The sequence below is a fragment of the Roseobacter denitrificans OCh 114 genome, assembly GCF_000014045.1.
GTDB lineage: Bacteria > Pseudomonadota > Alphaproteobacteria > Rhodobacterales > Rhodobacteraceae > Roseobacter > Roseobacter denitrificans.
This window is the reverse complement of the sequence record NC_008209.1, coordinates 4,013,442-4,026,538: the sequence shown is the minus strand read 5'-3', so window position 1 is coordinate 4,026,538 and position 13,097 is coordinate 4,013,442. Positions and strand designations below refer to the sequence as shown.

Annotated in this window: 12 protein-coding genes; 6 read left to right on the top strand and 6 right to left on the bottom strand. The window is 58.2% G+C overall.

From position 1 onward, the window contains the following. Positions 1 to 237: 237 nt before the first annotated feature. Positions 238 to 831 (bottom strand): TetR/AcrR family transcriptional regulator, encoded by a 594-nt coding sequence (locus RD1_RS19010; RefSeq protein ID WP_011570207.1) that lies wholly within the window; start codon positions 829 to 831, stop codon positions 238 to 240. A gap of 104 nt (positions 832 to 935) precedes the next feature. Here RD1_RS19010 and RD1_RS19005 point away from each other — a divergent pair, with 104 nt between their 5' ends. Then, positions 936 to 1,361, top strand: coding sequence for a VOC family protein (locus tag RD1_RS19005; RefSeq protein ID WP_011570206.1), 426 nt, complete (start codon positions 936 to 938; stop codon positions 1,359 to 1,361). A 478-nt stretch (positions 1,362 to 1,839) separates the two neighbouring features. Beyond that, a complete protein-coding gene (locus tag RD1_RS18995) occupies positions 1,840 to 2,673 on the top strand; it encodes a hypothetical protein (RefSeq protein ID WP_011570204.1) in 834 nt (277 codons plus the stop codon). Between the two features lie 436 nt (positions 2,674 to 3,109). On the opposite strand, the gene RD1_RS18990 is transcribed toward RD1_RS18995, so the two are convergent. Genes RD1_RS18990 through puuE form a run of 3 tightly spaced genes read right to left on the bottom strand, consistent with a single transcriptional unit; the run spans position 3,110 to position 6,480 of the window. Next, the gene (locus RD1_RS18990) at positions 3,110 to 4,528 is read right to left on the bottom strand and encodes a uracil-xanthine permease family protein (RefSeq protein WP_011570203.1); all 1,419 of its coding nucleotides are present in this window, start codon (positions 4,526 to 4,528) and stop codon (positions 3,110 to 3,112) included. A 45-nt stretch (positions 4,529 to 4,573) separates the two neighbouring features. Further along, positions 4,574 to 5,065, bottom strand: a complete 492-nt coding sequence (locus RD1_RS18985) for an ureidoglycolate lyase (protein WP_011570202.1) — start codon at positions 5,063 to 5,065, stop codon at positions 4,574 to 4,576. Then, complete coding sequence (puuE, locus tag RD1_RS18980; protein WP_011570201.1) at positions 5,062 to 6,480, bottom strand: allantoinase PuuE; 1,419 nt, start codon at positions 6,478 to 6,480, stop codon at positions 5,062 to 5,064. The genes RD1_RS18985 and puuE overlap by 4 nt, the downstream gene beginning before the upstream one ends. A 141-nt stretch (positions 6,481 to 6,621) precedes the next feature. On the opposite strand from puuE, the gene uraH reads away from it, so the two are divergent. Continuing rightward, entirely contained in the window at positions 6,622 to 6,975 is a 354-nt protein-coding gene (gene uraH, locus RD1_RS18975; RefSeq protein WP_011570200.1) for a hydroxyisourate hydrolase, read from the top strand. 54 nt (positions 6,976 to 7,029) lie between these two features. Here the strand turns inward: uraH and RD1_RS18970 are convergent, their stop codons facing one another. Then, entirely contained in the window at positions 7,030 to 7,959 is a 930-nt protein-coding gene (locus tag RD1_RS18970; RefSeq protein WP_011570199.1) for a LysR family transcriptional regulator, read from the bottom strand. Between the two features lie 100 nt (positions 7,960 to 8,059). Here RD1_RS18970 and RD1_RS18965 point away from each other — a divergent pair, with 100 nt between their 5' ends. Continuing rightward, the gene (locus RD1_RS18965) at positions 8,060 to 9,292 is read left to right on the top strand and encodes a urate hydroxylase PuuD (protein ID WP_011570198.1); all 1,233 of its coding nucleotides are present in this window, start codon (positions 8,060 to 8,062) and stop codon (positions 9,290 to 9,292) included. Positions 9,293 to 9,596: 304 nt separating this feature from the next. Beyond that, entirely contained in the window at positions 9,597 to 10,472 is an 876-nt protein-coding gene (locus RD1_RS18960) for an N-acetylmuramoyl-L-alanine amidase (RefSeq protein ID WP_245897324.1), read from the top strand. A gap of 68 nt (positions 10,473 to 10,540) precedes the next feature. Here the strand turns inward: RD1_RS18960 and RD1_RS18955 are convergent, their stop codons facing one another. Beyond that, the gene (locus tag RD1_RS18955) at positions 10,541 to 11,425 is read right to left on the bottom strand and encodes a LysR family transcriptional regulator (protein WP_202944223.1); all 885 of its coding nucleotides are present in this window, start codon (positions 11,423 to 11,425) and stop codon (positions 10,541 to 10,543) included. Positions 11,426 to 11,527: 102 nt separating this feature from the next. Here RD1_RS18955 and RD1_RS18950 point away from each other — a divergent pair, with 102 nt between their 5' ends. Continuing rightward, on the top strand, positions 11,528 to 13,087 hold the full coding sequence (locus RD1_RS18950) for a proton-conducting transporter membrane subunit (protein ID WP_011570195.1): 1,560 nt from the start codon (positions 11,528 to 11,530) through the stop codon (positions 13,085 to 13,087). Positions 13,088 to 13,097 lie beyond the last annotated feature (10 nt).

Sequence of the window (13,097 nt, the reverse complement as noted above, 5' to 3'; positions counted from 1 at the left end):
GCAAGATACCCGGTGTGCGTCAACCGCCCGTGCCTGCGCCCGGTGGGGCCATCGCATCCGGTGAATAACCCGTGGCTCGGGCCGTTTCGTTGTGCAAGGGGGCAAGTTGTTCTTCAGGTGTTTCGCCTGAGCCTTTAAAGCGTCATGCGAAAAACCTGAATCACGTAACGCTGCCTGAAATCAGAGATTTCAACGCGTTACGTGATACTTGGTGTCTCAGGTATTTCGTCAGACGCTCTAGCTGCCATCAAGCACCTCACCGACAAGGTGAAGCATGGCTTCAGTGTAGATCACCCGGTCAGCGCCATAGGCAATCTCAAGCGCCGCGCGGTCGAAGGCCGCCGAAAGCAGGTTGGTAAGCGCATCAATGTGCGCCGTTGAATGTTCGGGCAGTGCGCGGGTCAGCCCGTCGTGAAGTTCTTCACTGCCATTTGCACGGGTCAGGGCCACCGCATCGCTATGGCCCAGAACGGCGGGGGCTTCTTCCAGTAACAGCCGCACCCTGCCCGGCACCAGCATTGCTTCGAAGAAGGCGTTTGATCCGATCAGCATGGCTTGCTCGGGATCGGCCACGTCGCGGGTTTCCCGGTCGATGTGAACGGAAATCGCCTGCGCTTCTTCTTTGACAAGCGCCCGGAACAGGTCTGATTTGTCCGCGAAGTGATGGTAGAGCGCACCCCGCGTTACCCCCGCCCGGCGCACAATCTCCGGTGTGGGCGTCTCGGCAAAGCCCACTTCCGTGAAAAGATCACGCGCAGCCGCCACCAACTTTGCCCGCGTTTCGGCGCGTCTGTCCGCCTGGCTGCGTCGTTTGTGTTTTTCCACAGTCATGTCAGCGCCCCTCATCTTCGAACAGAAACACTTTACATACATCTTGCATGTTTTTGCAAACTCATGTTACATACATACTGCATGTAAGTAAGAGGAGTTACAAAATGCGTGTCAAACAATACTACCCCGTCATCCAGTCCAAGGAGGTTGCCACTACAGCCGAGTTTTACAAGCGCCACTTCGGATTTCGTGCGGCATTCGAGGCTGACTGGTATGTGCACCTGCAAAGCGAAGCAGACCCCTCGGTCAATCTCGCGGTCGTCCAGTCCGAACACGAGACCATTCCGGAGGGATCACGGGGTGCAACAAAGGGCATGATCCTCAACTTCGAAGTCGAGGATGTCGATGCCATTGACCAAAAGCTGCGCGGCGAGGGTGTGCCGGTGGCCAAGGCCCTTGTCAGTGAACCCTTTGGCCAGCGCCACGCCATCTATCGCGATCCAAATGGCGTGCTGATCGACGTCATTACGCCTATTCCCCCGTCAGAGGAGTTTCTGGCCCAATACGCGCCTGATGCCGTTCCGGTCTGATCGGAAATGGCCCCGGGTCTCAAGGACTGGTTCAATGGTGATTGCGCGACCTTGCTGGCGTCGCGCAATCAAGGCCACCCAAATGGGATTCGACATCACGTGCCAGCCGCACGGCACCAGCGCGCAGTCTATGGCGACCAGATCGGCCTTGAGGTCACGAGCGGCTTTCATTGCGAACTGCTGCTGGCCCGCTATGTCCGCCCGCTTCCTGATTGTACAATGAACGACGATTGAGTGTCCCATGCCCAATTGTGATTCACAGGGGCGGGGGGAGTCAGCCAGATTTTTGGTGCGTTTGATCCATACCGCCGGGTTTTTTTGCTGTTCGACGTAACCGGACAGGAGTGCTCAAATGCTCGCTGCGCAAAGCTGGGTAACCGATGCCGGAAGAATTGACGGTCACGAATGTGATGTAGGTTACTGAAGCTTTGCGCTGCGGTCGGTACACAGAAGCATTATTCATGAAAAGGAATGTCTGATGTTTAGAATTTTGATTGCGACTGGCGCGCTGTTTTTTTTATCGCTCTCTGCCTCGGCTCAAACGGTGACGATGTATGATGCGTGCAATTATTCCGGTAATTCATATACGTTCGAGGTCGGAAAAACTGACATGAGGGAATTGATTGCCTCAGGTGTTGGAAACGACACAGTTTCTTCCATCAAGCTCAATGGTGCTGAAGTCTCCGTTTTTTCAGATGCTGGTTTTCGAGGTAAAGAGCTCCCCATCAAAGGAGATATAGCTTGTTTTTATCACAGTGACCGCGAGTGGAATGATGTCATTTCCTCTTTCGAAGTTGTTGCCAGTGCCGCGCCTGCGACGAACCTTACGGCTTACTCTGGAAGGCAATGCGTCCATGCAGTTACCGGCATTGGCTTTGCTGTAACGACACGTTGGTACTGGCCCACGGATTTGGTTCTGAACACTGCCACGAATGAGCTGGTGCTTCGTGAAGGCGCAAAAACTTACAAGGAAAGTGATGTTCCTGTTTGGCAGAGCAGTTGCGTGGAAACGGGCCAGAAAATGGTTGCACAACTCTCTGTACTTTGGGGAGATGAATTGAACACGACGGTGACACTCGCCGCAGGTACCGTTGTCGGGGCTGTTGGCGTTGTAGGCAGCACAGTAGGTTGCGTTGGGTCCGCAGGAACGGCTTGCCCGCTTGTGGTTGGCCTTTCGACGGTCGCTGTGAGTGCAACTGTCGGCGCAGTGGGGCAAGCCTTGCCGGACGCTGGTGGAACCTTCTACCTCGGTTCGGCGGAAAATCTCAACGTTTGGGGCACGGCTTGGGACCCGCAAACAGCCGAAGACTAAACCCTGACGTGTTCGGGCTTGCTTCCGTCTGAATGGGTTTCAATGGTTTCGCGCAAGTCGACGGTTTTCACGGAACTTGCAGAAAGCTGAAATGGTCTGGAACTTCGCAGTGTGTGCCACCGAAACAAACGGTGACACGCACTGCAAACATGTTAAGCACTTGATCTGTCGCATATGTGTGCCGCTTCATATGATCGTTGAGGCGACTTTCCATTCGATTGCTACGCGCACGTCGCGCGCTGATTTTTGCGGGCAGAAACTCCGCGAAAGGTCCTGCCGGGATAATGCGATGGACCACGATGGCATTGGCAGGATAAGCGAAAGGCCCGATCCTCTGACCGGGCCTTTTGCGTCTTATTCGGGGCGTTCCTGTCGCACGGCGCGGTCGCGCGACGAGAGTGACAAGGCGTTACGGTTCAAAGCAAGCGCGACCTGCTCAATCTTCCTTGGGCAGGGAGCCGGAGCCATGCCCGGCCATGCCGCCCGAGACTTCTTCGGTCGCTTCGCCTGTCAACTCTTCGGGCAATACCAGATTGAGCACGATTGCGATCAACGCGGCGGGCAAAATCCCGGAGGTTGCCAGAACACGCAACGTATCAGGCAAATGCTGCAGGGCACCGGGTTCAAGCTGCAAGCCAAGCCCAAGGCTGAGCGCGATGGCAAAGATCACCATGTTGCGCCGGTTCCAGTTTACGTCAGACAGCATGGAAATCCCTGCGGCCACAACCATGCCGAACATCACGATCACACCGCCCCCAAGCACTTCAATCGGGATGGAGGAGATCACGGCACCGATTTTCGGGATCAGCCCGCAGAGGATCAGGAACAGCGCACCGACTGTCACAACGCCGCGGCTCATCACGCCTGTCATGGCGATCAGCCCCACATTCTGGCTAAAGGAGGTATTCGGCAAGGCGCCGAAAAAACCCGAGATGGCCGTGCCCACACCGTCCGCATAGGTCGCGCCCTCGATCTCGCGGTCCGTTGCTTCGCGCCCGGCGCCGCCTTTGGTAATGCCGGAAACATCACCTACGGTCTCAACCGCGGAAACAAAGGACATCAGACAAAAGCCGATCACGGCGGCAACCGTGAATTCCATGCCGAAATGCAGCGGGTTGGGCAGGGCAAAGGAGGCCGCGCGTCCCACGTTGCTGAGGGACACTTCACCGAGCAGAAAGGCAAAGGCGTAGCCTGCCAGCAATCCGATCAGCACAGCCGATACCGACAGCATGCCGCGTGCAAAGAATTTCAGCCCCAGCGTGACGAAAATCACCACAAGCGCCATGCTCCAGTTGATCAGCGATCCGTATTCGGGTGTGCCAATCGCCGGAACACCGCCCGCTGCGTATTGAACACCGACCTTGACCAGCGCCAGACCGATCATTGTCACAACCAAACCGGTCACAAGCGGCGGCAGCGCAAAACGCAGCCTGCCGATGAACAGGCCGAGAAACGCGTGAAACAGACCACCGGCCACAATGCCACCCATCAACACGGCAATGGCCTCCACCCCTTTGCCCGCAACAAGCGGGATCATGATGGGAATGAACGCAAAGGACGTGCCCTGAACGATAGGCAGGCGCGCGCCAACCGGACCCAGACCGATGGTCTGAAACAGCGTCGCGATGCCCGCAAAGAACATCGACATCTGGATCATGTAGATCATCTGCGGAAAATCCGGGCTGTTGGAGCCAAAGCCGAACCCCGCCGCCCCGCAGACGATAATCGCAGGTGTGACGTTTGAGACGAACATGGCCAGCACATGCTGAATGCCGAGGGGCACGGCCTTTACAAGCGGTGGCGTGTAATTGGGATCGCGCAGCTGTTCTGCCGTGCCGATAGCTGTATCTGACATCAGTTAAGTATCCTCTGCTGGATGGTCCGGCCTGCTGGCCAGTATTTATTTTGGACTGTCGATCGTTAACGGGTGGTCGAACCAGTATTCTTCAAGATTTGATCCCGGACCGATGCGATCCACGACCGCAAAAAGGCCGGGCGCATGCAGCGGCGTGAGCACGCCGTGCCAGGTACCCTTGTGGTAATTCACGCCCTGACCCGGTTCGGTCAGGAAGGCGCGCATGTTCTTTGGATGCCCGGCCGCATCTTCGGCCACAATGACCAGAAAGGGGTGCATCGACATGGGGATGAAGGCCTGACTTCCCTCTGGATGCCGCTCGACCATCTCAAGTTTCAGCGGCAACTGGCGCGGCTGCGCCGAAAACAGGCTGATACCAGCGCGACCCTGCGTGAAATCCATCGTGGCAAGATCGTGAAACCGGCCACAAAGCCCCTGATTGATGATCTTGTCCGGCGTGCCTGTGGCCTCCAGCACATCGCCAAAGGGCGCGAAAGCTTGCGCGCTCAGCGGTTCGAGGTGCAGTGTCTCGCTCATGCGCCGAACTTGTCAAACAGGCGCAGCGCGGCGATGCGTTCGACCTGCGCGCAGGCTGCGTCAAGCTCCGTTGCGGGGTCGTTCTCGAGCCGTTCGTGAAATGCCGCCAAAATACTGTCTTTGGTGTTGTCCCGCACGGCGATGATGAACGGAAAGCCGAATTTCGACGTATAGGCTTCGTTCAACCGGGTGAAATCAGCGCGCTCGGCGTCCGTCAACTGGTCCAGTCCGGCGGAGGCCTGCTCGGCGGTAGAGTCGGTTGTCAGGCGTTTGGCGGCGGCAAGCTTGCCAGCCAGATCGGGGTGCGCCTTCAGAACGGCAAGCCTTTGGTCGGTGCTGGCGGCGCGAAAGACACGGGCCAGCGCCTGATGGACCCCATGGGCCGTGTCATGGGTCGGCCCCAGTTCAAGCGCATGTGCAGCTTCGGCGATCCATGGGCTATGTTCGAAAATACCGCCAAACTCCGCCACAAAGGTCTCCTTGTTCATCTCAGACGGGGCGGCTCTGTTGACTGGCGGATGCGTCTTTGCCCAATGCTCGGCAATCTCGAGCCTCGTGGCGAACCACACACCATCATGGGATTTGAAATGCTCGATCGCGCGTTTCAGCGCGACGGCACGGCCGGGGCGCCCGATCAGGCGGCAGTGTAACCCGATGGACAGCATCTTGGGTTGACCGGCCATACCTTCTTCGTAGAGCACATCAAAACTGTCCTTGAGGTAGCTTTCGAACTGATCGCCAGCGCTGAAACCGGCCTGAATGGCAAAGCGCATGTCGTTGCAATCCAGCGTATAGGGCACGATCAGCTGGTCACGCGCGCCCTCCCTGATCCAATAGGGCAGATCATCGGCATAGCTGTCCGCGACATAGTCAAACTGACCGGTCTGCGCGACCAGCCGCACGGTGTTGTTTGAACAGCGGCCGGTATACCAGCCGCGCGGCGGCGTGCCGACAACTTCGCGGTGCAGCTTGATGGCCGCCTCGATCTGTGCGCGCTCTTCATCTTCGGGCATGTCTTTATGCTCGACCCATTTCAACCCGTGGCTGGCAATCTCCCAGCCTGCGGATTTCATCGCTGCCACTTGTTCAGGGGCACGGGCAAGGGCGGTCGCCACGCCATAAACCGTCAGCGGCACGTCCTTCAGCAGGCGGTGCAGGCGCCAGAAACCTGCGCGCGCACCGTATTCGTAAATGGATTCCATGTTCCAATGCCGCTGACCGGGCCAAGGCTGCGCACCGGTTATCTCGGACAGGAACGCCTCAGAGGCGGGGTCGCCATGCAGGATGTTGTTCTCTCCGCCTTCTTCATAGTTCAAAACGATCTGAACGGCGATCTTTGCGCCGTTTGGCCATTTCGCATGCGGGGGTGTCTCTCCGTAACCGGACATATCGCGGGGGTAACGCTGCACAGTCATATCCTTCTTGTTTGATCAACGTATAAATCAAAACAATCCAATCTTTTTTCAAAAAAAATGCGAAGCAGCCTTTTGTGAAGGGTCCTTTGCCGATTGCCGGTTACCCTGCATATTAATCAGGCAAAGCAATGCGAGGAAAGTATGACCGGCTATCTGACGACACATGTGCTCGATACGGCACGCGGCTGCCCTGCAAAAGGCATCCGGATCGATTTGTTCCGCCTTGAGGGGGAGTCGCGGCAGCATCTTGTCGCGCTGGTGACAAATGAGGACGGGCGCACCGATCAGCAGATGCTGCCGGCAGAGACGTTTGAGCAGGGCACCTACGAGATCGTCTTTCACGCGGGAGAGTACCTTGATGCAACCGGTGTCGCGCCCGAAGCCCCGCGTTTCCTCGATGTCATTCCGATCCGTTTCGGGATGTCTGAGGCCACGCATTACCATGTGCCGCTCTTGCTGTCGCCGTTTGGGTATTCCACCTATCGCGGCAGCTGAAACGTCGTGCGAAAGACCTGATGCACCCGCCGATGTGCGACATCAGACATTCCGTCAGACGCTATAGGTCGGATCCGATCCTTCGCGCACGGATGCGGCAATGTTTTCGATCACGAAATCCATGAACAGCCGCGTTTTCGGATCCTGCCCTTTTCGGTGCGTGAAGAGGCAGGCCATCTGGCTGGGCTCTGGCGGCGTTTCCACCGCCACCGGCACCAGCCGACCGGCTTTCAGGTGGTCACTGATTTCGAACACGGGCTTGAGCGTGATGCCATGCCCGGCCAGCGCCCAGTCTGTCAGAACATCCCCGTCATCAGATTCGTACCGCCCCGTTACGCGGAATTTCTTCAAACCCTCCGCCGTTCTGAGCCGCCACTGAAACTCCGTCGCGCCGGGAAACCGCAGGTTGAGGCATTCATGCCGGTCCGCAACCAGTTCATCACCAGACATTGGGTTGCCGCGCGCCGCGATATAGCTGGGGGCCGCACAAAGAACGCGCGGCACATCCGCGATTTTTCGGATGCGCAGGGTGCTGTCCGCAGGCTGGCCGAGGAAAAACGCCAGATCCAGCCCCTCGGTGGTCAGATCAACCTTGCGGTCGGTCAGGCGCAGACGGATGCTGACCTCCGGGTAGGCCGCGAGAAATGCAGGCACCTGCGGCGCGATCAGGCGGCGGCCCAATCCAAGCGGCGCCGCAATATAAAGCGCGCCCTTGGGGTTTTCGGTGATGTCCACGACCTGCGCTTCGGCATTTTCGACCGAACTGAGAATTTCGCAGGCCCCGCCGTAGAACGCCTTGCCCTGTTCGGTCGGGGTCAGGCTGCGTGTGGTGCGCTGAAACAGGCGCACGCTGAGGTGGTCCTCAAGTTGCGAGATACGCGAGGATGTCACCGCAGGCGAAATACGCAGGTCACGCCCGGCGGCGGACATGCTGCCTAATTCGTAGACACGGACAAAGGTGCGAATGTTATCCAGATACGACATTGTTTTGATTTTTTTGATGCTCTTTGGTCTTTTGTGACAATAGCAGAATAATCAGGCACCGCATAGACTGGCCGCACCTCATTAACACAGGAGACAGACCATGTACGATCTGGCAATCATTTGGGACTGGATCGCCTTTTCGGTCCGGTGGCTGCATGTCATCACCGCGATGGCCTGGATCGGTGCATCGTTTTATTTCATCGCCCTTGATCTGGGGTTGCGCAAGGCGGCGCAGATGCCTGCGGGATGCCATGGTGAGGAATGGCAGGTGCATGGTGGCGGGTTTTACCACATCCAGAAATACCTCGTTGCGCCGGAAAACATGCCCGAACATCTGATCTGGCACAAATGGCAAAGCTATATCACCTGGGTGTCGGGCGCAGCACTTTTGATGATCGTCTACTGGGTCGGAGGGGAGCTTTACCTGTTGGATCCGACCAAGGCTGAGCTGTCCTTGTGGCAGGGCATCCTGATCTCCGGCGGCTCACTGGCGATTGGCTGGCTGTGTTATGACTTCTTGTGCCGCTCCAGGCTGGGCGAGCGGCCTACCGTTTTGATGCTGCTGTTGTTTTTGATCCTTGTGGTGATGTCGTGGGGATATAATCAGATATTCACCGGGCGTGCGGCGCTGCTGCACCTCGGTGCTTTCACCGCGACGATCATGACCGCGAATGTGTTTTTCATCATCATGCCCAACCAGCGGATCGTGGTCAAAGACCTCAAGGAGGGGCGCACGCCGGATGCGAAATACGGCAAGATTGCCAAATTGCGCTCCACACATAACAACTACCTGACGCTGCCCGTTATCTTTTTGATGCTCAGCAACCATTACCCGCTGTCCTTTGGCACGCAATATGCGTGGATCATCGCCAGTCTGATCTTTTTGACCGGGGTCACGATCCGGCACTATTTCAACACGATGCACGCCACCGGCAAGGGGCCGCATTGGACATGGGCGGTGACAGTCCTGCTGATGATACTCATTGCTGCGCTTTCCACCGTGCCCGGTCACGAAACATGGGAAGAAGCAGAGGCGCGTCCGCTGAGTGCCTATGAGCAGCGGTATGTCGTAGCGGATGGTTTTGAGGCGGCCTATGACACGGTCGTTGGCAATTGTTCGATGTGCCACGCGCGCGAACCGGTCTGGGGGCGCATGCAATGGGCGCCCAAAGGGGTTTATCTGGAGACCGAAGCGGATGTGGCACGCCACGCCGGTCAGATTTACCTGCAAGCCGGGGTCAGCCACGCAATGCCGCCCCCCAATGCCTTGCAGATGGATGCCGAAGCGCGCGAAACGCTTGTGGCTTGGGTCCGTGCGGCCCGCAGCCAGTAGTCGTTTTCCCGGATGTGCCCTTGCTCAAACCATTGATCTGATTGCATCTCGGGTAGCGAGGGGCAGGGCAGGCGGCGCTCTTTTGCGCTGAAAAAGTCGCGAAACGCCGCGCAATGTCACCGTGCGCTGCTGGCGCAGAGATGCACTGCCGTGCAGGTTGTATTTTGAATTTTCACGATTTCGGCTTAAGGTTGCGCATCATTTAGATACTTTTTTACAATTTCAGAGGTGCATTATGCTTTCTATTTCCAATGATTTTGCTGACAGCGCGACAAGAATTACGAGTTTGGGGGCCGGTAACCCGATGACGCCAACGCGCATCGTTGTGCATTACACCGCCGGTTCCAGCCTGTCAGGGGCCGTTAACGCGCTTAAATCCCGCGGTCTTTCCTATAATGTGCTGGTCGATCTGGATGGCAGCCTGCATCAGGCGCGTGCGTTCAACCGGCGTGCAGGTCACGCGGGGCGCAGTAATTTCAAAGCGACATCCGGGCTAAAGAACCAATCGTCCCTGAATGGGTCAACCATCGCGATCAGCCTCGTCAATCTGGGCTTTCATGAACATTTTTCCGGCGGGCACTGGTGGTATGCCAGATCCAAAGGCAAGCTGCGCGGGCCAAAAGTGGTGGATGTCGAGGCCAACAAGATGTCGTCGATCTACAATCCGGGTTTGGTGATGCACTGGGTGCCCTACACGGACGCGCAGGTGGCGTCCTGCGAGGCACTGATCGAAGCGCTGGTGGCCAAATACCCGAGCATCACCGAAATCGTCGGCCATGATGATGTGTCGATCAACGCCAAACTGGATCCCGGCCCCGCCCTGCCGACCCAAGCGTGGCGTGAGAAGTTCAACATGCAGGGCGACCTCGGGCTTGAGGCGGCGGTGAATTCTCCCGATGGAACGCTGAATATGCGCGACCGGCCCGCGTACCTTGGCGGGCGCGTGGTCAAGGTGCTGTCGCAGGGGGACAAGGTTCATATCCGTTCTGTTGCTTATTCGAGCGGGCGCAGCAGTGCGGCGCTGATCAATTCATCCGGGCGGGCACTGACCGGTTGGGCGTCTGTTGATGTGCAAGGCGACAATAAACACCACGGGTTCGTCTATATGGGCTATCTGACGAAAACGCCGCTGCACGCTGACTATGCGCGCAAGCTTCTGGAGGGTGCGGCGGTTTTCTGAAGACACTCTTTCACAGATCTGGGGTGGTACACTGCTGAACAGCCCCTGTTGCGTGTTTCAGCAATGCCTCACAGCGCGCGGCTTTGCAGCAGGTCGCGCAAGATCGGATTGGGAAAGCGGCGCGTAATCGTGACCGCGTAAAAGGTCTCACCGATGTCGGGGAGTTGCCCTGCTTCGATCAGCCGGCCGCTGTGTAGTTCATCCTGCACGACAATCGGTGGCAGAACCGCGAGGCCAACGCTCTCGCGTGCGAGCAGGCGCATCATGGCCATATCGTCAACCTCTGCGGCGATCTGGGGTCGGATCCCCAGTCGTTCCGTCCACGCATCAAATCCGATCCGAATACCGGTGTCCGCAATTGGCAGAATGACCGGCTCCGTGCTCAGCAACTCCATCACGCTGCGGTTCCCGGTGAGCCGCTCAGGCGTACCCACAAGGCTGACGGGTTGTTCGGACAAGCGGTGCGACACAAATGGGGTCACCGCATCGCGCGCCGGGGGCTGATTGATCAGCACGATATCGAGGTTCAACGCCTCAAGCGCGCGCAACAGATCGGCGCTGTTGCCGGAGCGCAGGATGATGTCCACATCCGACCGGTCCAGAATCGGGCGCAGGAACTCCATCTGAAAGTTACGCGATAGGGTGGCCAAAGACCCGATGCGGATGGCCTGCCGCTCGCGTCCCTGTTCCTGCAACGTCCCCAGCAGTTCGCGCCCGGCTGAAAAAATCGCATCCGCATGGTCCAGCGCGATCCGCCCCGCTTCTGTGAGGATCAACTGGCGTCCCCGCCGCTCAAACAGCGCATGGCCAAGCTGCGCCTCAAGCTGCTTGATCTGAATGGAAACGGCGGATTGCGACAGGTTGAGCCGCTCTGCCGTGCGGGTCAGATTACCGTCATGGGCCACCGCCCAGAAATATCGCAGATGGTGATAATTGAATTCGGACATATACATTTATTAAACAGAACGAAAAAGAATAAACAATGAATTTTATTTATATCTGTTGTCGGACTACCTCTTGGCCTGAGCATCCGCCTGCGAGAAGGAGTCTTCGCTTTGTTACACGCTGTCCTGCCGTTTCTGGCCCCCCTTGCCCTGATCTTTGCCGCTGTCCTCGCCTTTCGTGGACAGCAGTTACGACCTGTTCAGACGTTGCGCGGTGTTGAGGCTGCGTCGCTCGCCGCCCTGGCCGTCGCCGTTGTTTCCGGTGTGTTACTTATCTTGAACGGTCCGATAACCAGCGGGTTGATCGGGCTCAATGGCATGGGATTGTCTGTGCGGCTTGACGCGGTGAGCGCGGTCATGCTGCTGCTTGTCACCTTTGTGGGATGGGTTGTGGTGCGTTTTGCCGCGACCTACATGGATGGTGAGCCGCTGCAGGGGCCGTTTACCGGCTGGCTCTGTGCGACCTTGGGGGCTGTGATGCTCCTGGTGATTGCGGGCAATATCGTGCAGCTGACGCTCGCGTGGGTTGCAACAAGCATGTTCCTGCACAAGCTGCTGCTGCATTACCCTGACCGGGTCGCAGCACAACGGGCCGCACGCAAGAAGTGGCTCACCGCACGGGCCGGGGATGTGGCGCTGCTGGTCGCGGCTGTTCTGCTCTATCGTCAGTATGGCACCGGTGACATCGCGGACATCCTCGCCGCTGCCAGAGCGGGTGAGGGACTGGACACCGCCGTCTACATCGCAGGTGCGCTGATGCTGGCGGCCATCCTCAAGTCGGCACAGTTTCCCATGCATGGCTGGCTGACCGAAGTCATGGAAACACCCACCCCGGTGTCGGCGCTGCTGCATGCGGGTGTGATCAATGCGGGGGGCTTTCTGCTTATCCGCTTTGCAGATGTGATGATCCTGTCGCCTGCCGTGCTGGCCGTCCTGATCATCATCGGTGGCTTTACCGCGCTGTTTGGTGGTCTGGTGATGCTCACGCAGTCGGCGGTCAAGACGTCACTGGCGTGGTCCACCGTGGCACAGATGGGGTTCATGATGCTGCAATGCGGTCTGGCCCTTTTCCCGCTTGCGCTGCTGCATATTGTGGCCCACTCGCTTTATAAGGCGCATGCCTTTCTGGCCTCTGGCATGGCGGTGGATGGGGTGGCCTCCATTCGTCGCCCCGGGCCCGTCGCCATCCCGAATGGCAAGGCAGTCGGGCGTGCCTTTGTGATTGCGCTGGCAATCTATGCGGTCGTCGGGTTCATCTTTGGTGTCGCCGGAAAGTCGCCGCAGGCCATCGTGCTGGGGGCCATCCTGATTTTCGGCGTGGCTTACCTGCTGGCGCAGGGGCTGGCGGATGCGGCCCCAAGGGTCCTGACACAGCGTACCGCCGCTTATTCGGTCGCCGCCGCATTCGGGTATTTTGCGCTACAAACCGCGGCGGAGTGGCTGATGTTTGGCACATTGCCCGCCACACCGGCTCCGGGCCCACTGGAATGGGCGCTGATCGTCCTGGCCCTGCTCAGCTTTGGCATCGTTGCGATTGCGCAGGCGATGTTCCCGCTCTGGGCCTATCACCCTGCCGCCGCCGGATTGCGGGTGCATCTGTCCAACGGGCTTTATGCCAATGCCGTCTTCGACAAGCTGCTGCGCAGCTGGTCAACCAAACGTGCTTCCTGAACGCAGCAAA